The following is a 20,778-nucleotide window of genomic DNA, read 5'->3' as shown; positions in this document are numbered from 1 at the left end:
TTATAAGTAGTGCTTCACTCTATATAAGTAGCGCTGCTATGCCAAAATAATTGTATTCCGCTTTTGTTTAGAGCATTCCTTTTTGAAAATGGTGTAAAGTCAAAAGTTGGGGGTTGTATAGGAACCGCCTGCAAAAGCCTGAAAACGGTGCAGGCGAAGCAATGCAGCCCCCAAAAAACCAGCTTCAGCAAAAAGAAAAGCACCACACATTTCTGTGTAGTGCTTTTTTCTGGTGGAGATTACCGGGCCGATTCTGATCACGGTGACCCTCTTGCAGTCCATGCACGGCGCTCTCCCGGCTGAGCTAGGCCCTCACTCGTTTGGCAGCAACAAAAAAGCACCACACATTTCTGTGTAGTGCTTTGGTTCTGGTGGAGATTACCGGGATCGAACCGGTGACCTCTTGCATGCCATGCAAGCGCTCTCCCAGCTGAGCTAGGCCCTCACTCGTTTGGCATCAACAAAAAAGCACCACACATTTCTGTGTAGTGCTTTTTTTCTGGTGGAGATTACCGGGATCGAACCGGTGACCTCTTGCATGCCATGCAAGCGCTCTCCCAGCTGAGCTAAACCCCCAGATGTCTTGCCTTGTGCCTGACGACGTGTGTAATTATACCAGCCGTAGGGGCGCTTGTCAACAGTTTTTTGAAAAAATTTGCAGCAAAAGATCCCCGCAGGGTGTGTGCCCGGCGGGGATCGGGAAGCGGGGGAAAGCTCTTTTTAGAAAAACTACGCCTTAGCGTGCCTGACGGTCGAAGATCTGCGGGGCCACGCGGCACAGCAGCACAGCGGCCACCATGGTGAGCAGGGTCTCGGGCAGCATATAACTGCCGTTGTAGGTCAGGCTGTAAGTCCATGCGGCCAGACCATCATTCAGGTTGCCCCACACCAGCACGCCGGACAAAAAGCTGCACATAAAGCGCAGGAAACCGGCGGCAAAGGTGCCCACGGCTACGCCCACGGTGCGGTTCTTGAAGGGGCGGGCGAACAGCTCGGCCAGACCCAGTGCCATAAAGGCCATCACATAGTCCAGCAGCACCTCACCGAGGAAGTAGAGGAAGGTGGAAGCGGGAGGAGGGTAGAAGCCCATGATCATTTGCAGGCAGGAGTTCACGAAACCGGTGAACAGGCCCCACTTTGCGCCGTGGCGGAAGGACACCAGCACAAAGGGCAGCATGCTCAGCAGGGTAATGCTGCCGCCGTTGGGCATGGTGAAGAACTTGATGTTGGAAAGCACCGTGCCAATGGCGATCATCAGGGCGCATTCCACCAGAATACGGGTCTTGGAATAGGTTTTGGACATGATGAAAAGATTCCTCTCTCATAGTAGTACACAAAAACAAAATGCGCCTGCTGGCAGCAGACGCATGGAGGTTTGTTGAACGTACCGGACAGTTCCGCAAACTCCCTACGCCGGCATTGCCCGGATCAGGTAAAGGGTACTCCGCGCGATGCGGATCTCAGCCTTACGGCGCCCCTGTTTTTATGTCCGCCCACAGTATACGCGCCGGGGGACAAAAAGTCAAGCCCGCAGACATAATCCGCCCCGGCGGTGCGTATGTTATACCATTGCAAAGCTGGAACGCAGGGAGGCGGGATATGAAAGCCGATCCGGAACAGCGTGCCGTGCAGCTGGGCGAATATATTGCCGCCCACAACGCCACGGTGCGGGCAGCGGCGGCTGCGTTCGGGTGCAGCAAGTCCACCGTGCACAAGGACGTTGCCGTGCGGCTGCGCAGCATCAGCCCTGCGCTGTACGGGCAGGTGCGTGCCGTGCTGGCCCGCAACAAGGCCGAGCGCCATCTGCGGGGCGGGGCTGCCACCCGGCGCAGATACAGCTGCCGCTAAAGCCAAAAAAGACCGCTGCGCTGTGCAGCGGTCTTTTTTGGCTAGGACGTTCTTGAATGGCCGCCGCGCTGCTTTGGCCATATTCAGCGGAAAACATAATTATAATTTGTGGTTCAAAAACGTCTGCGGACGTTTTTGAACCACTTTTTCATAGGGGACGCAAAAAAACGGCTATTTTATCCCCCGGTGTGGAACTGCTGCAAGGCACCTTTTTCCAACCGGCTTACCTGTGCCTGACTGATGCCAATCTCCTGCGCCACCTCCATCTGGGTCTTGCCGCGCAGATACCGCAGCTCCATAATGCGCTTTTCCCGGGGCGAAAGGGCGGCTACCGTATCGCGGAACTGCAACCCGCTGATCCAGCTTTCCTCGCTGTCCGGGTCGCGCACCTGATCGATCACATACATCGCATCGCCGCCGTCGGTGTACACCGGCTCGTCAAGGCTGAGCGGTTCTACCACCGATTCCAGCGCGGCGGTCACCTCGCGCCGGGCAAGCCCCGCTGCGGCGGCAATCTCGTCCATGGTGGGCTCGCGCCCCAGCTGCTTTTCCAGCGTTTCCCGCGCCTGCATGGCGCGGTAGGCGGTGTCGCGCAGGGTGCGGCTTACCCGCAGGGCGTTGTTATCCCGCAGGAACCGCCGGATCTCCCCGATGATCATGGGCACGCCGTAGGTGGAGAACCGCACCGGCTGCGCGGGGTCAAAGTTGTCAATGGCTTTGATCAGCCCGATGCACCCCACCTGAAACAGATCGTCCAGATTCTCGCCCCGCTGGGCAAACCGCTGCACCACGCTGAGTACCAGCCGCAGGTTGCCCTCCACCATCCGCGCCCGGGCAGCCTTGTCCCCGGCGTGGGCAAGGGTGAGCAGCTGCCGCTTTTCCGCTTCGGTCAGTACAGGCAGCTGCCCTGTGTTTACACCGCATAGCTCCACCTTGTTGTACATCCAAACGCCCCCGGTCTTTTAGCTTTACCGGAAGTATGGCTCTGTGTGCCGGGCGCTATGCGTGGAAAAAATTGAGCGCCCCTCCGCAAAAGAGGGGCGCATTATAGACAAACCTGTAATTTTATGGTATGCTGTGACTGGCGGTGCAAGCCGCCCATCAGGCGCTGTGCCCACAAACGCAGGTGGCTAGCTCCTTACCGGTACCTGAGTGCCGGGTAAGAGCGAATTTTTTTCTTTGAAATCTCGATTCTCCCCGGACGCTTAAGGGCGGGAAGGGGGGATGCGTCATGACATTTGAACAGGTCGTATTGCTGCTCACGCTGCTCGGCGGAGCAATCTACATTACCTTTCAGATCACATGGACTGTATCACACAGTGATGATAAAAAGAAAAAATGACCGCCTCACTGACTACCAATCATGAACGGTCATTTTTCTTTTGATCTAACATGGTAAGGAGTTAGCCGTTTGCCGGGCCAGCGCCTCTTGTGTTTTCATTATACACGTTCCCACGCGGAATGTCAAGTGTGGCTACTCGCTTTCAAGGCGGGCTTTCAGGGTGTGGATGATGCGCTTTTCCAGCCGGGAGATATAACTCTGGCTGATGCCAAGGGCATCGGCGGCTTCCTTCTGGGTGCGCTCCACGCCGTCGGTAAGGCCAAAGCGCAGCTCCATGATCTGCCGCTCCCGTGCCGAGAGCGCCGCCACGGCGCTGCGCAGCACGGCGCGCTCGGCGTCCTGCTCCAGCTGCTGGCTTACCGCGTTGGCATCACTGCCAAGGATGTCCGAGAGCAGCAGCTCGTTGCCGTCGCCGTCCACGTTCAAAGGCTCGTCGATGCTGGCCTCTTGCCGGCGGTTGGAACTTTTGCGCAGATACATCAGGATCTCGTTGCCGATGCAGCGGCTGGCGTAGGTGGCAAGCTTGATGCTGCGGGCAGGAGTGAAGGTGTTTACCGCCTTGATCAGCCCGATGGTACCAATGCTTACCAAGTCCTCGGCGGGCACACCGCTGTTCTCGTACTTTTTTGCCAGATACACCACCAGCCGCAGGTTGTGGGTGATCAGCTCTTCCCGGGCGGCGGCGTCCCCGGCGGCCATGCAGTCAAGCAGGGCTTTTTCCTGCTCGGGGGTCAGGGGCGGGGGCAGGCTGGGCCCGCCCGCCAGATAATGCACCGCGCCGCAGTAGCGCAAACGCCCCCATAGCCGCTGCCAGACCTTGCGGAAAAACTGCAACATGGATATCCCTCCTGTGCACCTTTTATTATATGTATTATAAGAGGAACCTGTCTGCGCCCTCTCCGTCACGGCTTACGCCGTGCCACCTCTCCCAAAGGGAGAGGCAAGAGCACTGCCGGAAACTTTTTCATTGCTCCTAAAGCTTTAGCATCGGACTTTAAAACTTGGCTCTCCCTTCGGGAGAGCTGGCGCGGGAGCGCCTGAGAGGGCGGAAAATTTCTACACCCCCATCTCCTCCGCCACATCATCCCCCAGCAGCAGCGTCCATGGGCCGGTGGGGGTGTCCGGGGCGCAAAAAGCCGCCAGCAGGCCGGGCACGCGGCGCTGCCCACGGCACAGTGCGGCGGGCACGGCGGGCAGCAGACAGTGGCCGGTAACGGCGGCGCAGGGCACAAACTGCACCCCCAGCCCCGGGGGTGGGGCAGCACCGGCGGCAAACCAGCCGTCTAAGTACGCCCGCAGCGGCGCGGGCAGCCGGCTGCGCACCGGCGGGTACTGCACCAGCACCACCTGCCGCCCGGCAAGGGGGTCTTGCAGGGTAAAACCGGTGTCGTGGTAGGCCTGTACGGGCACAGCCGCGCCCGCTATATGCAACACGGCGGCAAAGCAGCCCCGCTGCGGGCGGCCAAACACTGCCAGCAGCCCGCGCAGCAGCGCATACACCCCGGCGCAGCAGAGCAAAAGCCGCCCCGGGCGCACCGGCAACAGTACATTCAGGTTGTTGGCCTGTACCCCGGGCAGCACCACCGCGCCGCACAACAGGCCGTTGAGCGCCGCATACCACCCGCACAGCCGGGCAAAGCTGCGCGTCCCGGGCACGCCGTAGCACACCGCCACCACCCCGCAGCAGCTGGCTATTTTATATAGTACCGCCAGCGGGGCGGGCCACGGCGGAGCCAGCAGGGCAAGGGTGCTTGCCGCAGCCGCCGCACTGCCCACGCACAGCCGCAGCCCGGTGCAGCTGCGCCCGCACAACAGCCCTGCGCCCAGCAGCAGCGCAGCGGCCGCAGCAAAGTTTACCAGCAGTAATTCGTCCACAAAAACAACTGTTTTCATTGCAAAGCACCGCCTTATGGTTCTGGTAGTCTATTTTTCACAAATTTGCGAAAAAACTTGTCACACCAGAAAAACCCGCATGAACAGTGCAGTTTTGCTACAAAAGTGGGGACGATGTTTCACAGTTTTTACACTTTTTTCAAAAAAGTACTTGAACATTTCTGGAAAGTGTGGTATATTATTGCCATCCTAGTAAGGATTGAGCCGGAAACACCGGTTCAAAAATATTTTTCTATTTTTGAAGGGAGTAATTCATTATGATGATGCCTGCAAATTTCTCTGCTGTGTCTGAGAACGAGATGACCTACGTTATGGGTGGTAGCGTTGCTGACTACCTGGCTCCTGTCATGGGCAAGAAGGAGTGGAGCAACTTCAGCAAGAACCTGGTGACCATCATTGGTAACCACTACGTTGCTACTTTCCTGGGCAACACCGTTGGCACTATCTTCAGCGGCACTTACGTCCCCGGCCAGAGCCTGAAGGCTTTCGGCGGCGAGATCGGCGGTATCTGGGACAACAACTACGCTGGCAATGACGCTGAGACCAAGGACAAGATCCTGACCGGCATGAAGGGCGCTCTGAACGTTGGCCTGAACATCGTTGGCAACCTGGCTGCTATCTACAACCTGGGCTTCGGCACCGCTAAGAACGTCGTCAACGACACTTACGGCGATTCCACCAAGTTCGAGTTCTAATCAGTTTAACTGACTAGACCATGCTTGCGTGACTGTGCCCTTAGGGGTGCAGGGAACATAACAGCATAATAACACCCCCGTGGGCGTAAGCCTGCGGGGGTGTTTTTTTACCCCTTCCGTCTCGCTGCTGCATACCCCCTCAGGCGCTAACGCGCCAGCTCCCCCAAGGGGGCGCCTTATGGAGGTGCCGCAAAGTTTCCCGCTGCCGCAAAAAGCCGTCTCCTTGGGGAAGGCTGAACCCTCTCAGTCCGCTCCCGTTGGTCGCGTCCAGCTCCCCCGAAGGGGGAGCTTTTGCGGTTACGACAAAGCTTCCGGCAAAACCGCAAAGTGTCCGGCTGCGCCAAAAAACGCCCTCTCAGGCGCTCCCGCGCCAGCTCCCCCAAGGGGGGAGCCAAGCCGTTTGGCTCGTTGCTAAAGTTTTAGGAGCAATGAGAAACTTTCCGGCAGTGCTCTTGGCTCTCCCTTTGGGAGAGCTGTCACCGTAGGTGACTGAGAGGGCGCACGCCGTCTGCCTCAATGCTAAAGCATTAGATGCAATGAGGAACTTTCCCATTACCGCAAAAGCTCCCCCTTTCGGGGGAGCTGGCATCGCGCAGCGATGACTGAGAGGGTACGTTCACACTTCTTTTACCAGTCTGTTACTTTCCGTTTTGTGCGGTTTGTGGTATACTATGGTCAACATGGGTCACCATGGCAACATTGAAACAGACAGGATGTGAAATCCTCTTATGAAAGATGGTTTTTTGAAGGCAGCTGCCTTTTCGCCCGCGTTGCGGGTGGCAGACTGCACCTATAACGCACAGCAGGTGCTGGAGCAGCTGCAAGCTGCCGCGCAGCGCGGGGTAAAGCTGGCGGTATTCCCGGAGTTTTGCCTTACCGGCTACACCTGCGGCGATTTGTTTTTGCAGCGCACTTTGCAGCAGGGCGCACTGGATGCGCTGGAATGGCTGCTTGCGCAGACCCGCACGCTGGACACCGTGACGCTGGTGGGCTTGCCGCTTTTGGTGCACGGCAAGCTGTACAACTGCGCCGCCGTGCTGTGCCGGGGGCAGCTGCTGGGCATCGTGCCCAAGACCTACCTGCCCAACTACGGCGAGTTTTACGAAAAGCGGCAGTTCACCCCCGGCAGCACCGAGGTGCAGACGGTGACCGTCTGCGGGCAGCAGGTGCCCTTTGGCACATCGCTGCTGTTCCGCTGCCGTCAGATGCCCAGCTTTGTGCTGGGCGTGGAGCTGTGCGAGGATTTGTGGAGTGCGCTGCCGCCCTCCACCTTCCACGCGCTGGCGGGCGCAACCGTCATAGCAAACCTTTCTGCCAGCGATGAGACCGTGGGCAAGGCGGAGTACCGCCGCGCACTGGTGGCAAACCAGTCTGCCCGGCTGCTGTGCGGCTACCTGTACGCCTCGGCAGGGCACGGCGAAAGCACCACCGATATGGTGTTTGCCGGGCACGACCTGATTGCCGAGGACGGCAGCATTCTGGCAGAGACCGCGCCCTTTGCGGGTGACCACGCCGAGACCGAGCTGGACTGCCAGCGCATGGAAGCCGAGCGTGCCCGCAATACCAGCTTTGAGCACAGCGCCGAGGGCTACGTCACGGTGGAATTTGACCTTGCACCGGAAGAAACGGTGCTCACCCGCCGCATAGACCCCGCCCCCTTTGTGCCCGGCGACCCGCAGCGCCGCGCCGCCCGGTGCGAGCTGATTTTGAAGATGCAGGCCGATGGCCTTGCCAAGCGGCTGGAACACGCCCACGCAAAAACAGCAGTCATTGGTATTTCCGGCGGCTTGGACAGCTGCCTTGCCCTGCTGGTGGCAGTGCGCGCCATGAAGCAGCTGCACCGCCCCGCCGCCGATGTGCTGGCAGTGACCATGCCCTGCTTTGGCACCACCAAGCGCACCCGCAGCAACGCCGAGATTTTGTGCGGGGAGTTGGGCGTGAGCTTTCAGGAAATCCGCATTGCCAACACCGTGCGCAGCCACTTTGCGGACATCGGGCAGGACGAGACCGTGCTGGACGTCACCTTTGAAAACGGGCAGGCGCGTGTGCGCACGCTGGAGCTGATGGACCTTGCCAACCGCACCGGCGGCCTTGTGGTGGGCACGGGCGACCTTTCGGAGCTGGCGCTGGGCTGGGCGACCTACAACGGCGACCACATGAGCATGTACGGCGTAAACGCCGGTGTGCCCAAAACGCTGGTGCGCTATCTGGTGCAGTACGAAGCCGAAGCCGCCGCCACCGCCGCCTTGCACGATGTGCTGCTGGATATTCTGGCTACCCCGGTCTCGCCGGAGCTGCTGCCCGCCAAGGACGGCGAAATTGCACAGATCACCGAGGATTTAGTGGGCCCCTACGAGCTACACGATTTTTACCTGTATTATGTGCTGCGCTGCGGCTTTGGCCCGGCTAAAATTTATCGGCTGGCAAAGGCTGCTTTTGCGGGCAGGGCAGAGTACACGGATGCCGTGCTGTACAAGTGGCTGCGCAACTTCTACTGGCGCTTTTTTGCCCAGCAGTTCAAGCGCAGCTGCCTGCCGGACGGCCCCAAGGTGGGCAGCGTGACCCTTTCGCCCCGGGGCGACTGGCGCATGCCCAGCGATGCCTGTGCCACCCTCTGGCTGGCAGAGCTGGAGCAGCTCAAGCCCGGGGAGTAAGCCATGAAGAACAAAAAGCTTTTGACCAATATCCTGTTTGCAGTGGTGGTGCTGGTCATCGCAGCGGTGCTGCTGGCCGTGCGCAGCCACAACGCCACCGGCGGAAAACTGACTGCCCAGCTGATCTACGGCGACAACAACGCCGTGCTGGACATTCCGCTGGAAAAGGACGAGACTTACAGTGTGGACACCGGTTATTATACGGTGCATATAGAGGTAAAGGACGGCAGAGCGCGGTTTATTGAATCGCCCTGCCCGGATCACATCTGCGAGGGCTTTGGCTGGCTGTCGGCGGAGGATCAGACCGCCACCTGCCTGCCTGCCCGCGCCGTGCTGACCATCGTTCCGGTGGGCTAAAAAAGGAGTATTCTCATGTTGGACGAAAACGAGCATTCCCGCAAGGAGGACGGCCGTTCCTTGCACCGTCTTTTGCACAAGGCTGAGCAGCAGGACGCCACTGTGGAGGTGGACAGCGCCGCGTTTTTCTCGGAGCTGCCGCCGGAGCAATCCGCTCCGCCGCCCCGCCGCCCGCAGCAAAACACCCCCCGCAGCACTGCTGGCGGGGCAAATGGGGCGTACCTGCCCCCGAAACGAGGGAAGATCTTGCTGGTCGTACAGGCAATTTTAAGCGTTCTGGCGCTGGTGCAGCTCTGGCGCACCCAAATGCTGCCGGTGCTGTATCTGGTGGTGCTGGCGGCGCTGCTGTGGCTGCTGTGGCTGCTGGTCAAGCGCTGTCAGGAGTACAAAACTGCAGGCACCGTGTCCCGGGTATTCTCGGTGGTGCTGTGCGCTGCCATGGCACTGGGCTGCGTGTGGGCGCAGCAGGGTCTGACGGCGCTGGGCGATATGACCACCGGCTTTTTGAGCAACGCCGAGGCGAAAAAAATCACCAAAGAGCCTTTTGTGGTGTACCTGAGCGGCGTGGATACCCGCGGTGATCTGACGGAAAAAGCGCGCAGTGATGTGAATATCATTGCCGCAGTGAACCCCGTTACCAAGCAGGTGGTGCTGATCAACACCCCGCGCGATTACTATGTGGACCTTGCCGGAACAAACAGCAAGGATAAGCTGACCCACGCCGGGCTTTACGGCGTGCAGACCAGCATGGACACCCTTGGCAACCTGTACGGGGTGGACGTGCAGCACTACATCCGCATCAATTTTGCAGGGTTTATCAACATCGTTGATGCGCTGGGCGGTGTGGATGTGTACTCCGATCAGGCGTTCACCTCGGTGGGCAGCCCCGGCTACTACGACCCCACCACCTTTGCCGAGGGCTGGAACCATCTGGACGGCAAAGCTGCGCTGGCCTTTGCCCGCGAGCGCCACGCCTTTAAGACCGGCGATGTGCAGCGCGGCATCAACCAGATGAAGGTGATCGATGCCATGCTGAACAAGATCAAGTCCCCGGCGCTGCTGATGGGATTTTCCAAGATCATGGATTCTGCAGCCGATTGCTTCGTCACCAGCCTTTCTCAGAACCAGATCAGCGCGCTGGTGCGGATGCAGCTGAGCGATTTTGCGGAGTGGAATATTGAAAGCTATACCGTTACCGGCTCCTCCGGCAGCAGCACCAAGTGCTACTCTGCCAAGGGGCAGAAGCTCTACGTCATGAAGCCGGACGAAAACTCTGTGGCAAAGGCCAAAGAGATGATCGCGGCGGTGCTGGGCGGCGAAGGTACGGTAAGCTCCACCACCCAGACCCCGGAAAAGACGGACGTGTACACCCCCACCGCCGACCCGGATGCCGCTGTCTCAGTGCCCGAAACGCCTGCCGACAGCGTGATCGTGGATGAACCTGCGGAAAGCGTGCCGGAGCAGCCCGCCGAACAACCGGCAGAGCAGCCCACAGAAACGCCCGCCGAGCAGCCCGCTGCTACCGAGACGCCCCAGCCGGAGACCACTCCCACCGAGGGCGGCAGCACCGAGACGCCCGCCGTCAGCCTGCCCACGCAGGAGCAGGTAGAACAGGCCGCCGGCTCGCTGTACAGCGCTGCCTCCACCGTGCTGGACGCTATCCTTGGCGCAGGCGGGAACTGAGCAACCCTTTTGCGTGAAAAGGCATTTCGGGGAGATCCGCAGATCTTCCCGAAATGCAATTAAAAATGATCATTCCGCTGAATATGCCCAAAGCGCACGCGGCGGGCATTTTCAATGGTCTTGCTAACAACAAAGAGGTCACTGCACAAATCCTGTGCGGTGACCTCTTTTTACGCTGCTGCAATAAAAAACGCTGCCTGCAACCGCAGACAGCGCAAAACCACAAAAGGGAAAACGAGATAGACCGTAAGCCGGGTTCTGTATTAAACGACGATCTGTCTAGGCCTGCCATTGCTGACAGGCTCGTGCCGCCTTCGGGACACGCGAGCAGCGCTGTACGTCCCATATAGGCGTTGCTTCCGGTAGGGTTTACAAAGCCGCATGGTCACCCATGCGCTGGTGAGCTCTTACCTCGCCGTTTCATCCTTACCGCATTGCTGCGGCGGTTTGTTTTCTGTTGCACTTTCCCTAAGGTCACCCTCGGCTGCCGTTAGCAGTTACCGTGCTCTGTGAGGCCCGGACTTTCCTCAGAGCGGTCAAAGCCGCCCCGCCGCCGTATGTTCCACTCGTTTTCCGTTCCTCATGATACCATAAAAAAGTAAGATTTGCAAGTGAAACGGATTTTTGTTATAATATCATTTGTGTTTTTGTAAATTTTGCAGGGGAGGGACAGGCCATGCAGCTGTATTTTGCCGTGCCGGATACGGCTGCTACCCACGATGGGGTACTGGTGCGCAGCTTTCTGCGCCAGTGTGCCGTCTCTACGGATCTTGCCCGGGCGGTCAAGTTCCGGGGCGGCGGCTTTTTTGCGGACGGCGTGCCTATTCTGGCAAACCGGCGCATCTTCCCCGGGCAGGTGCTTTCCTTTACCCTGCCGCCGGAGAGGGACGGCGTGACCCCGCAGCCGGAAATTTCGGTCAAGGTGGTCTACGAGGACGCCTTTGCCGTGGTGCTGGAAAAGCCACCGCAGCTGGCGGTGCACCCCACCCTGAACTACCCCGGTGGCACGCTGGCCAACGGCTACGCCGCGTGGGCGGCAGAACACGGCCACAGCCCGGTGTTCCGTCCGGTGAACCGCATTGATAAGGACACCAGCGGCCTTGTGCTGGCGGCGAAAAACGCCTACGCCACGCCGCTATTGGCGGGCGGGGTGGAAAAGCTGTACTATGCCGTTGCGCAGGGTACACTGCCGCTGGGGGAAGGGGTCATCGATGCCCCCATCGGCCGCCGGGGCGACAGCATCATCGGGCGCTGTGTTACCCCCGAGGGCAAGCCCAGCCGCACTGAGTATACTATTATAAAGGAAGAAAACGGCCTTAGCCTTGCGGCCTGTGTGCCGGTGACCGGCCGCACCCACCAGATCCGGGTGCATTTTGCGTCCATCGGACATCCGCTTGCGGGGGACGACCTTTACGGCGGCAGCCGGGAGCGCATTGGCCGACAGGCGCTGCACTGCGCGAAGCAAAGCTTTGCCGTACCGGTATACACCCCGCTGCCGGACGGCATCCGGGTGGAAATGCCCTTGCAGCTGCGCACCGTCACGGTGGAAAGCCCGCTGCCGCCGGATATGGAAGCGCTTTTTTCGTGAAAACTGCGTGAAAAAAGTAGCCAAATTTTATATAAGCGCTTGTTTCAAACCATGCAAAGTGTATAATAAAAAGAGAGCGTATTGTGTACAGGCCCTGTTGGCCTTTTGAACAGGGGAACGTACACCATCTAGCTGCTGTGTTCCGGGCCGAAAAAATGCCCTGCAGCGGCGCAGGAAGGAGAAAATCCCGTTGATTGAAGATAAAACAAAGGAGCAGCAGCCCGCTGCGCAGCCGGTACGGCAGCCCCGCCGTCAGAAGCTGCGCTCGCTGTGGGCACAGCTCCAGTGCCGGGGTGTGCTGCGGCGGCACAGGCTGCACCGCAAGCGTCAGCACCGCCGGGAAAAGTGGCTGCATAAGCTGCTGCACAACCCCATAGCCCCTGTTGTGGGCGAGGGACTGTATGCCGTAGGTTTTTCTGCTGAGTATGCGGTCGTCCGCACTGGGCGCCGCTTACAGCACGGCTTGCAGCGTCTGCTGCAGACGGTCAAAGAACTGCTGAAAAATATCGCATCCATGGCGTTCCCCGGGGCGGCGCAGCTGCTGCGGGATCTGTTTGGCCCGGTGGTGCTTGCCCTGCGGGGTACTTGGGCGCTGCTGCGCCACGCACATCGGGTGCGCAAGGAGAAAGGCTTTGGCGCTGCGCTGCGCGCAAGCGGACACTTCCTTACCCATGGCATCGCCGATAACATCCGCCTTGTGCCCCGCATGGCCATGTATGTGCTGCCGGTGGCAGCGCTGGCTGTTATGGTGACCGTGTTCCAGACCACCATCCGCCAGCCCTACGCCTTGCAGGTGCAGGTGGACGACAAGACCGTGGGCTATGTGGCCAACGAAGAGGTGTTCAACTCTGCGCTGGAAGCTGTGCAGCAGCGTATCAATTATTCCGGTGCAGAACAGGCGCGCTTTACCGTGGAGCCTACTTATTCCGTGGCCATTGCCCATGACGTGATGGACGAAAATGACGTGGCTGACGCCATCCTCAAAAATTCCAGCGACCAGATCAGCGAGGGCACAGCTTTGTATCTGGACGGCGAGCTGACCGCCGTGTGCGCGGACGGCACCAGCCTGCAACGATACATCAGCAGCCTGCTGGAGCCCTACGAGAACCCCGATGACCCCAACACCACCGTGGGCTTCAACAAGGATGTCACGCTGGAAAACGGCATCTACTTCAACGAGAGCTTCCAGGAGGAAGCCGAGGTGGAGCAGTTGCTCTCCGGCGTACAGCAGGCAGAAAAATCCTATACGGTCCAGAGCGGCGATACCATCTGGTCCATTGCCCAGAAAAACGGCCTGACCGTGAAGGAACTGTGCGAAATGAACACCGGCTTTACCGCCAACGGCGAAAACGGTCTGACCCAGAACTCCAAGATCCTGCCCGGCGATGCACTGACTGTGGTGCGGGAGGAGGAGACGCTGGAGGTGCGCATCACAAAGGTGGAAAGCTGGGAGGAAGAGATCGCCTACACCACCGAGACCACCAAGTCCAAAGAGCTGAACTCCGGTACCAAGCGCGTTACCCAGAAGGGTGAAAACGGCGTCCGCACTGTGACGGCACAGCGGGTGTACGATACAAACGGCAACCAGCTTTCCCAGCAGATCCTGAGCACCGTGGTGACCAAGGAGCCTGTGACTGAAAAAGTTACGGTGGGTACCAAAAAGGTGTCCTCCGGTGCATCCTATATCACCGGCAGCGGACGGTTCATCTGGCCGGTGCCCGGCTACCGGTACTGCTCCCGCTGGTACGGCGGCAGCCACAAGGGCGTGGATATCTGTGCCGCCGCCGGTACGCCCATTTACGCTTCGGCAGGCGGTACGGTGACCAAGGCCGGCTACAACCGCGCCGGTGCAGGCAACGGCTACGGCAACTCTATCATCATCAACCACGGCAACGGCTACACCACCGTGTATGCCCACTGCCTGTCGCTGGTGGTGCACGCCGGTCAGTCGGTCAAGCAGGGGCAGCTCATCGGCTATGTGGGCAACACCGGACGCTCCAGCGGCAACCACTGCCACTTCGAGATCCGGCGCAACGGCTCCTACATTGCACCGCAGAACGTGTTCAACCGCAGCAGCTATCGCAACCGATAAATTACAATAAGATAAAAGGAGAGATCATCTATGTCTACCCCTCACATCAGCGCAGAAATGGGCGATTTCGCCAAGACAGTCCTTATGCCGGGTGACCCCCTGCGTGCCAAGTTCATTGCCGACACCTTTTTGCAGGATGTCCGGCAGGTGACCGGTGTGCGCGGGATGCTGGGCTTTACCGGCACCTACGAAGGCCGCCCCATCAGCGTGATGGGCAGCGGTATGGGTATGCCCTCCATCGGCATCTATTCCTACGAGCTGTTCAGCTTCTACGGCGTGGAAAACATCATTCGCATCGGCTCTGCCGGCAGCTATACCGAAAAGGCTAAGCTGTTCGACACCGTGCTGGCCACCGGCGCTGTGAGCGAGAGCAACTACGCCCGGGTGCAGAGCGGCTTTACCGGCAACGTCACCCTGCCCAGCGCAGCTTTGAACGAAAAGCTGCGTGCCTCCGCTGCAAAACAGGGCATCCACCTGATCGAGGGCAACATCCATTCCTCGGATGTGTTCTACCGCCAGCCCTCGGACGCAAAGCCCACCTACTGGGAAAAGCTGCGGGACGAGGACGGCTGCCTGTGCGTGGAGATGGAAAGCTTTGCCCTGTTTGCCAACGCGCAGGTGCTGGGCAAGAATGCCGCCTGCCTGCTGACCATCTCGGACAGCTTTGTGGCTCCCGGCATCACCACCGCCGAGGAGCGCCAGAAGAGCTTTACCGACATGATGAAGGTTGCTCTGGGCGCAGAGTACTGATCGCATAACTTTCCAGCGCGGCTGCCGCCCCAAGGCACAGCCGCGCTGTTTTTGTCCGTAAAAGGAGGAAACAGCATGACAAAATTGACCATGGAAGAAAAGCAGCAGCTGATCCGCATGGCACTGGCCGCGCGGGAAAAGGCCTATGCGCCTTACAGTGATTTTATGGTGGGCGCTGCACTGCGCGCTGCGGATGGTCGCATCTTTACCGGCTGCAACGTGGAGAACGCTGCCTTTACTCCCACCAGCTGCGCCGAGCGCACCGCTTTGTTCAAGGCGGTGGCAGAGGGCGTGACCGCATTTACCGACATCGCCGTGGTGGGCAGCCGCCGGGGCGAGGTGAACCGACAGATCACCTCGCCCTGCGGGGTGTGCCGTCAGGCACTGTTCGAGTTCGGCGGGCCGGAGCTGAACGTCATTATGGCAAAGACCCCGGAGGATTTCATTGAGCGCAGCATGGACGAGCTGCTGCCCTTCGGCTTTGGCCCCTCCAACGTGGCGGGCAACAGCGCTGTGGAAGGAAAGTAACTGTCTTTCTGTGAAAAACAGCGCAAGCAGGGGAAAATTGGTGAACAAGCATTGCTTTTTTATAAATTATATAAGGGATTTGTAAAGAATTTGTAATCGGAAATTGCTTGCATCTGTCACATCCACCCGCTATACTTGAGCCAGCAAATGTGCCAGAGCGCACATTTCATTCTTTTGACGCAATTTTTTAAAATAAAAGGAGAGTTTCTTATGAAGATTTCTCGTCGTAACTTTCTGGCTGTGGCCGGTGCTGCTGCCGCTGCCGCTGCTCTGACCGCCTGCGGCGGTTCTTCCGCTTCTTCTACCAGCACTGCTTCTTCCGCAGCTGCCAGCTCTGCCGCAGCTTCCGGCGCAGCAGACGGCGCTGAGAAGATCGCCAAGGTCGCTCTGACCTGCGATACCGGCACGATCGATGATGAGAGCTTCAACCAGGCTTGCTGGGCTGCTGTTTCCGGCTACATGGGCGACAACTGCCAGTACTACATCCCCGAGTCCGATGCTTCCGATGAGGACCGTGAGACCATGATCCGTCAGGCTGTCAACGATGGCGCTGACGTTATCGTCTGCGTGGGCTACCTGTACGGTGCCTCTCTGGCATGGGCTGCTGAGCAGTACCCTGACGTCAAGCTCATCGCTATCGATGTGACTCAGGGCGATATCGGCACCGACAGCATCCCCGCCAACTGCTACTGCATCACCTTCAAGGAGGAGCAGGCAGGTTATCTGGCAGGCTACGCCGTTGTTAAGGACGGCTACACCAAGCTGGGCTTCCTGGGCGGCATGGCTGTGCCCGCCGTTATCCGTTACGGCTACGGCTATGTGCAGGGCGCTGACGCTGCTGCAAAGGAGCTGGGCACCAACATTGACATCAACTACTTCTACGGCGGCCAGTTCTACGGCGATGCCAACATCACCTCCCGTATGGAGGGCTGGTACGCCAACGGCACCCAGATCGTCTTTGCCTGCGGCGGCGGCATCTACACCTCCGCTGTCGAGGCTGCTCTGAAGAACAACGGCTACGTTGTGGGTGTTGACGTTGACCAGAACTACATCGGTGTCAACGGCGTTGAGAAGGACGGCTACGCATACAACCCCTTCGTCACCTCCGCTATGAAGGGTCTGTCTGAGTCTGTCAGCACTGCTTTGGGCGACATCGAGGCCGGCGAGTGGAGCAACATCGCTGCTACCAACGGCAACTTCGGTCTGGAGGACGGCGACTATGTCGGTCTGCCCACTGCCGATGACAGCTGGAACTTCAAGACCTTCACCAAGGACGAGTACGAGACTCTTAAGACCAAGATCGCTTCCGGCGAGCTTGTTGTGGATAACAGCTCCGACGACGCTACCAAGCCCACCGTCAGCGAGTTCACCAAGGTCAACTACATCCAGTAATCGCTATCCCGGAATTACTCCCGTAATAGGGGCGGGGTGCTCATGCAGGGGCACCCCGCCCTTTTTGTATGCCTGTGTAAGAGAAACAGGAAGGAAATCATGCAGATCGCACAAAAGTAATACTTTTGCTTGTGCTTTTTGACAAAAAATCAAAAAGCCGTGTGCAAACCGCAAAAAATCAGGTATAATGGGTTGTAGAATAGAAAAGGTGTCGTTACGGCACGAAAGGAGAGTGAGCAGATTGGCAGAGGATTATGTGATCGAGATGCTCCACATTACCAAGGAATTCCCCGGTATCAAGGCAAACGATGATATCACCCTGCAACTGCGCAAGGGCGAGGTACACGCCCTTCTGGGCGAGAACGGTGCGGGCAAAAGTACGCTGATGAGCGTGCTGTTCGGCCTGTATCAGCCGGAACAGGGCAAGATCCTGAAAAACGGCAAGGAGGTCGCCATCCGCAACCCCAACGATGCCAACGCACTGGGCATCGGCATGGTGCACCAGCACTTCAAGCTGGTGGAATGCTTCAGTGTGCTGGACAACATCATTCTGGGTGTGGAGCCCAACAAGATGGGCTTTTTGCAGAAGGCCGAGGCACGCAAAAAGGTGATGGCGCTGAGCGAAAAGTACGGTCTGCGGGTAGACCCGGACGCATTGATCAGCGATATCTCGGTGGGTATGCAGCAGCGCGTAGAGATTTTAAAGATGCTGTACCGCGACAACGAGATCCTGATCTTTGACGAACCTACCGCTGTGCTGACCCCGCAGGAGATCGATGAGCTGATGGAAATCATGCGCGGGTTCAAGAAGGAGGGCAAGTCCATCCTGTTCATCACCCATAAACTCAACGAGATCATGGCTGTGGCCGACCGCTGCACCGTGCTGCGCAAGGGCAAATATATGGGCACGGTGGATATCAAGGGCACTACCAAGGAAGAGCTTTCCCGCCGCATGGTGGGCCGTGACGTGCAGCTGCAGGTGGAAAAGCAGCCTGCGCATCCCGGCGAGACTGTGCTGGACGTAGAGAACGTTACCATCCACAACGACCAGCGCAAGAAGGACGTGGTGAAGGACGTATCCTTCAAGGTGCACGCAGGCGAGATCGTCTGTCTGGCGGGCATCGAGGGCAACGGCCAGACCGAGTTCATCTACGGACTGACCGGCCTGAGCAAGCTGAACGGCGGCAAGATTACGCTGGACGGCAAGGATATCACCCACGAGAGCATCCGCCAGCGCTCCAAGGACGGCATGGGGCACATCCCGGAGGACCGTCACAAGCACGGTCTGGTGCTGGATTTCAGTCTGGAAAACAATATCGTATTACAGCGCTACTGGCAGCCGGAGTTCCAGAAGGGCGGCTTTATCCGTGCCGACAAGGTGCGCGAGTACTCTGACCGGCTGATCGAGCAGTACGACGTGCGCAGCGGTCAGGGCAGTGTGACCACCGTGCGCAGTATGTCCGGCGGCAACCAGCAGAAGGCCATCATTGCCCGCGAGATCGACCGCGACCCCAAGCTGCTGGTGGCAGTGCAGCCCACCCGTGGTCTGGACGTGGGTGCCATTGAGTACATCCACCGCCAGATCGTGGCCGAGCGCGACAAGGGCAAGGCCGTGCTGCTGGTCAGCCTTGAGCTGGACGAGGTGATGAACCTTTCTGACCGCATCCTTGTAATGTACGAGGGCGAGATCGTGGGCGAGTTTGACCCCAAGACCACCACCGTGCAGGAGCTGGGTCTGTATATGGCAGGCGCCCGCAAGCAGGGAAAGGAGGAGCAGTAACACATGAATAAGAAAAAACTTTCCCGCAGCGGCAGCCTGCAAAGCTCTGTTACCAGCGTGCTGGCTGCACTGCTGTGCATCCTGATTGGTTTGCTGGTGGGCTTTCTGGTGCTGGTGGCCATCAACCCCGCACACGCATGGGGCGATGGTTTTGTGCGCATCATCAAGGGCGGCTTCCACGATGCCCCCTACGGCGTGGGCAAGGAGCTTGCCAATGCCGCACCCCTGATCATGACCGGTCTGTCCGTGGCCTTTGCCTTCAAGACCGGCTTGTTCAACATCGGTGCAGCCGGTCAGTATACGCTGGGCGCTTACGGTGCGCTGTACTGCGCCATCATGCTCAAGCTGCCCTGGTTCGTCTGCCTGCTGGCAGCAACAGTGCTGGGCGGCCTGTGGGGCGCGATCCCCGGCTTTTTCAAGGCATACTTCAATATCAACGAGGTCATTACCTCCATCATGTTCAACTGGATCGGCCTGTATCTGGTAAATGAGCTCATCTACCAGAACGGCACCGGCCCCATGTACGATGTGCGCAACACCCGTACCCTGAACCTGAGCAAGAACGCTGATTTTGCCCAGTCCCTGATCCCGGACTTCGGTCTGAACAAGCTGTTCCAGACCAACAGCACCACCATTGCCATCTTCTTGGCGGCAGCGGTGGCCGTGCTGATCTGGGTGGTGCTGAACAAGACCACCTTCGGCTACGAACTCAAGGCCGTTGGCCTGAACAAGAACGCCGCCCGTTATGCCGGTATCAACGAGAAGAAGAACATCATCCTCTCCATGGCCATTGCCGGTGCACTGGCAGGCTTCGGCGCGGGTCTGTTCTATCTGTCCAACGTGTCCCAGTGGAACCCGCTGAACTCCACCAGCCTGCCGGGCATGGGATTCAACGGCATCTCGGTGGCACTGCTGGCAAGCTCGAACCCCATCGGCACCGTGTTCTCTGCGCTGTTCATCTCCCACATCTCGGTCGGCGGCTCCTTCCTGTCCACCAAGTATTACCCCACCGAGATCTCGGATCTGATCAGCGGCATCATCATCTACCTGTGCGCATTCTCCATGCTGTTCCGGGGCAAGATCCAGAGCCTGCTGTTCAGGAACGCCGAAAAGACCAACGTGAACGCAGAGCCTGCGCCTGCCGCAGAAAAGACCAAAAAGGAGGGCAAGTAATATGCTGCTTCTGATCAAATATACCCTGCTGTACGGCATCGTGCTGATGCTGGTGGCACTGGGCGGTATGTTCAGCGAACATTCCGGCATCATCAACATTGCGCTGGAGGGCATCATGGTCATCGGCGGTGTGGCCGGTGTGCTTACCCTGACCATGCTGCCTGCAAGCCTGTCGCCCTTCCTTGTGGTGCTCATCTCCATTCTGGTGGCAGCGCTGGCGGGCGTGGTTTACAGTCTGCTGCTGGCTTTTGCCTCCATCAACCTGAAGGCAGACCAGACCATCGGCGGCACGGCGCTGAACCTGCTGGCCACCGCCATTGCCGTGGTCATTTCCAAGTACTTCAGCGAGAGCGGCAGTGCCAAGCTGAACTACTCCAACAAGCCCTTCCTGTTCAGCATTGGTGGGCTGGAGCTCAGCGTGTTCGTGCCGCTGGGGCTGATCTTGCTGGTAGTCAGCTACATCGTGCTGTATAAGACCCGCTTCGGTCTGCGTCTGCGTGCCTGCGGCGAGCATCCTCAGGCTGCGGACTCGGTGGGCATCAATGTTTACAAGATGCGTTACGCCGGTGTCATCCTTTCCGGTGCGCTGGGCGCCGTCGGCGGTCTGGCGTATATCGTGCCCCCGGTGCAGACCTGGAACTTTGAAGTCGGCGTGGCCGGTGCAGGCTTTCTGGCACTGGCAGTTATGATCTTTGGCCAGTGGAAGCCTTTCCACATCTTTGGCGCGGCCATGTTCTTTGCCGTGTTCAAGAGCCTTGCCAACATCGCAGACTCCACCTTCCTCGCGCAGCTGCACTGGTCCAGCAATATCTATAATATGATGCCCTTCGTGGCCTCCATGGTCATTCTGGCCTTCACCTCCAAGAACAGCATGGCACCCAAGGCCGAGGGCATCCCCTACGACAAGGGCTCCCGTTGAGCGCATTCGCTAAAAATCCGTAAAATGAAGGCATCCGCAGTCATCCATGTGCTGCGGATGCCTTTTTTGTACGGGGCATGGCAT

Annotated in this window: 18 protein-coding genes, 1 tRNA gene, 1 other RNA gene and 1 riboswitch; of the genes, 13 read left to right on the top strand and 7 right to left on the bottom strand. The window is 58.8% G+C overall.

What is annotated here, in order from left to right:
• Positions 1–99 precede the first annotated feature (99 nt).
• The 3 genes from MTP39_RS09205 to thiT form a co-directional block, all read right to left on the bottom strand.
• Positions 100–261, bottom strand: a complete 162-nt coding sequence (locus MTP39_RS09205; RefSeq protein ID WP_249240303.1) for a hypothetical protein — start codon at positions 259–261, stop codon at positions 100–102.
• A 239-nt stretch (positions 262–500) separates the two neighbouring features.
• Positions 501–576 (bottom strand) — tRNA-Ala (locus tag MTP39_RS09200).
• A gap of 160 nt (positions 577–736) precedes the next feature.
• Complete coding sequence (gene thiT, locus MTP39_RS09195; protein ID WP_249240302.1) at positions 737–1,303, bottom strand: energy-coupled thiamine transporter ThiT; 567 nt, start codon at positions 1,301–1,303, stop codon at positions 737–739.
• An 85-nt stretch (positions 1,304–1,388) separates the two neighbouring features.
• A riboswitch (TPP riboswitch) is annotated at positions 1,389–1,489 on the bottom strand.
• A 110-nt stretch (positions 1,490–1,599) separates the two neighbouring features.
• On the opposite strand from thiT, the gene MTP39_RS09190 reads away from it, so the two are divergent.
• Positions 1,600–1,848: a sporulation transcriptional regulator SpoIIID gene (locus MTP39_RS09190; protein ID WP_249240301.1), complete on the top strand. Its 249-nt coding sequence runs from the start codon at positions 1,600–1,602 to the stop codon at positions 1,846–1,848.
• 176 nt (positions 1,849–2,024) lie between these two features.
• Here the strand turns inward: MTP39_RS09190 and sigG are convergent, their stop codons facing one another.
• The 3 genes from sigG to MTP39_RS09175 all read right to left on the bottom strand — a co-directional run bounded on the left by sigG (position 2,025) and on the right by MTP39_RS09175 (position 5,083).
• Positions 2,025–2,792, bottom strand: a complete 768-nt coding sequence (sigG, locus tag MTP39_RS09185) for an RNA polymerase sporulation sigma factor SigG (RefSeq protein WP_005923200.1) — start codon at positions 2,790–2,792, stop codon at positions 2,025–2,027.
• A 530-nt stretch (positions 2,793–3,322) separates the two neighbouring features.
• Positions 3,323–4,027, bottom strand: coding sequence for a sigma-70 family RNA polymerase sigma factor (locus MTP39_RS09180; RefSeq protein WP_249240300.1), 705 nt, complete (start codon positions 4,025–4,027; stop codon positions 3,323–3,325).
• Positions 4,028–4,246: 219 nt separating this feature from the next.
• Positions 4,247–5,083 carry a sigma-E processing peptidase SpoIIGA gene (locus MTP39_RS09175; RefSeq protein WP_249240299.1) on the bottom strand — a complete coding sequence of 279 codons (837 nt, stop codon included), beginning with the start codon at positions 5,081–5,083 and terminating at the stop codon, positions 4,247–4,249.
• Positions 5,084–5,340: 257 nt separating this feature from the next.
• Between MTP39_RS09175 and MTP39_RS09170 the strand changes: the two genes are divergently transcribed.
• The 4 genes from MTP39_RS09170 (at position 5,341) to MTP39_RS09155 (ending at position 10,472) form a co-directional block, all read left to right on the top strand.
• Positions 5,341–5,778, top strand: coding sequence for a hypothetical protein (locus tag MTP39_RS09170; RefSeq protein WP_249240298.1), 438 nt, complete (start codon positions 5,341–5,343; stop codon positions 5,776–5,778).
• A 728-nt stretch (positions 5,779–6,506) separates the two neighbouring features.
• Positions 6,507–8,432, top strand: a complete 1,926-nt coding sequence (locus MTP39_RS09165) for an NAD(+) synthase (RefSeq protein WP_249240297.1) — start codon at positions 6,507–6,509, stop codon at positions 8,430–8,432.
• Positions 8,433–8,435: 3 nt separating this feature from the next.
• Positions 8,436–8,789 (top strand): NusG domain II-containing protein, encoded by a 354-nt coding sequence (locus tag MTP39_RS09160; protein WP_249240296.1) that lies wholly within the window; start codon positions 8,436–8,438, stop codon positions 8,787–8,789.
• A 15-nt stretch (positions 8,790–8,804) separates the two neighbouring features.
• Positions 8,805–10,472 carry an LCP family protein gene (locus MTP39_RS09155; protein ID WP_249240295.1) on the top strand — a complete coding sequence of 556 codons (1,668 nt, stop codon included), beginning with the start codon at positions 8,805–8,807 and terminating at the stop codon, positions 10,470–10,472.
• Between the two features lie 231 nt (positions 10,473–10,703).
• Here the strand turns inward: MTP39_RS09155 and rnpB are convergent.
• An RNA gene (rnpB, locus tag MTP39_RS09150) (RNase P RNA component class A) lies at positions 10,704–11,041 on the bottom strand.
• A gap of 107 nt (positions 11,042–11,148) precedes the next feature.
• On the opposite strand from rnpB, the gene MTP39_RS09145 reads away from it, so the two are divergent.
• From MTP39_RS09145 to MTP39_RS09110, 8 genes are all read left to right on the top strand, one after another.
• Positions 11,149–12,060 (top strand): RluA family pseudouridine synthase, encoded by a 912-nt coding sequence (locus MTP39_RS09145; RefSeq protein ID WP_249240294.1) that lies wholly within the window; start codon positions 11,149–11,151, stop codon positions 12,058–12,060.
• Positions 12,061–12,250: 190 nt separating this feature from the next.
• Positions 12,251–14,152 carry a LysM peptidoglycan-binding domain-containing M23 family metallopeptidase gene (locus MTP39_RS09140; protein WP_249240293.1) on the top strand — a complete coding sequence of 634 codons (1,902 nt, stop codon included), beginning with the start codon at positions 12,251–12,253 and terminating at the stop codon, positions 14,150–14,152.
• A 30-nt stretch (positions 14,153–14,182) separates the two neighbouring features.
• Entirely contained in the window at positions 14,183–14,902 is a 720-nt protein-coding gene (gene deoD, locus MTP39_RS09135) for a purine-nucleoside phosphorylase (RefSeq protein ID WP_249240292.1), read from the top strand.
• 75 nt (positions 14,903–14,977) lie between these two features.
• A complete protein-coding gene (gene cdd / locus MTP39_RS09130; RefSeq protein WP_015537831.1) occupies positions 14,978–15,430 on the top strand; it encodes a cytidine deaminase in 453 nt (150 codons plus the stop codon).
• 210 nt (positions 15,431–15,640) lie between these two features.
• Complete coding sequence (locus MTP39_RS09125) at positions 15,641–16,822, top strand: BMP family lipoprotein (RefSeq protein ID WP_249240291.1); 1,182 nt, start codon at positions 15,641–15,643, stop codon at positions 16,820–16,822.
• A gap of 265 nt (positions 16,823–17,087) precedes the next feature.
• Complete coding sequence (locus MTP39_RS09120) at positions 17,088–18,602, top strand: ABC transporter ATP-binding protein (RefSeq protein WP_249242051.1); 1,515 nt, start codon at positions 17,088–17,090, stop codon at positions 18,600–18,602.
• 3 nt (positions 18,603–18,605) lie between these two features.
• Positions 18,606–19,775, top strand: a complete 1,170-nt coding sequence (locus tag MTP39_RS09115) for an ABC transporter permease (protein WP_249240290.1) — start codon at positions 18,606–18,608, stop codon at positions 19,773–19,775.
• Position 19,776: 1 nt separating this feature from the next.
• Positions 19,777–20,694, top strand: coding sequence for an ABC transporter permease (locus MTP39_RS09110; RefSeq protein WP_249240289.1), 918 nt, complete (start codon positions 19,777–19,779; stop codon positions 20,692–20,694).
• Positions 20,695–20,778: the final 84 nt, after the last annotated feature.

Origin of the sequence: Faecalibacterium sp. I3-3-33, assembly GCF_023347295.1 — a bacterium.
Lineage (GTDB): Bacteria > Bacillota > Clostridia > Oscillospirales > Ruminococcaceae > Faecalibacterium.
Note: the sequence above shows the minus strand (reverse complement) of the source record. Positions and strands in the feature narration are given on the sequence as shown.

Bases quoted from the DNA above. Each gene is read 5' to 3' on its own strand.
- MTP39_RS09115 (WP_249240290.1), top strand. From the start codon at position 18,606: ATGAATAAGAAAAAACTTTCCCGCAGCGGCAGCCTGCAAAGCTCTGTT.
- MTP39_RS09190 (WP_249240301.1), top strand. From the start codon at position 1,600: ATGAAAGCCGATCCGGAACAGCGTGCCGTGCAGCTGGGCGAATATATT.
- deoD (WP_249240292.1), top strand. From the start codon at position 14,183: ATGTCTACCCCTCACATCAGCGCAGAAATGGGCGATTTCGCCAAGACA.
- MTP39_RS09125 (WP_249240291.1), top strand. From the start codon at position 15,641: ATGAAGATTTCTCGTCGTAACTTTCTGGCTGTGGCCGGTGCTGCTGCC.
- sigG (WP_005923200.1), bottom strand. From the start codon at position 2,792: ATGTACAACAAGGTGGAGCTATGCGGTGTAAACACAGGGCAGCTGCCT.
- MTP39_RS09165 (WP_249240297.1), top strand. From the start codon at position 6,507: ATGAAAGATGGTTTTTTGAAGGCAGCTGCCTTTTCGCCCGCGTTGCGG.
- MTP39_RS09110 (WP_249240289.1), top strand. From the start codon at position 19,777: ATGCTGCTTCTGATCAAATATACCCTGCTGTACGGCATCGTGCTGATG.
- MTP39_RS09160 (WP_249240296.1), top strand. From the start codon at position 8,436: ATGAAGAACAAAAAGCTTTTGACCAATATCCTGTTTGCAGTGGTGGTG.
- MTP39_RS09155 (WP_249240295.1), top strand. From the start codon at position 8,805: ATGTTGGACGAAAACGAGCATTCCCGCAAGGAGGACGGCCGTTCCTTG.
- MTP39_RS09180 (WP_249240300.1), bottom strand. From the start codon at position 4,027: ATGTTGCAGTTTTTCCGCAAGGTCTGGCAGCGGCTATGGGGGCGTTTG.
- MTP39_RS09120 (WP_249242051.1), top strand. From the start codon at position 17,088: ATGCTCCACATTACCAAGGAATTCCCCGGTATCAAGGCAAACGATGAT.
- MTP39_RS09175 (WP_249240299.1), bottom strand. From the start codon at position 5,083: ATGAAAACAGTTGTTTTTGTGGACGAATTACTGCTGGTAAACTTTGCT.
- MTP39_RS09170 (WP_249240298.1), top strand. From the start codon at position 5,341: ATGATGATGCCTGCAAATTTCTCTGCTGTGTCTGAGAACGAGATGACC.
- MTP39_RS09145 (WP_249240294.1), top strand. From the start codon at position 11,149: ATGCAGCTGTATTTTGCCGTGCCGGATACGGCTGCTACCCACGATGGG.
- thiT (WP_249240302.1), bottom strand. From the start codon at position 1,303: ATGTCCAAAACCTATTCCAAGACCCGTATTCTGGTGGAATGCGCCCTG.
- cdd (WP_015537831.1), top strand. From the start codon at position 14,978: ATGACAAAATTGACCATGGAAGAAAAGCAGCAGCTGATCCGCATGGCA.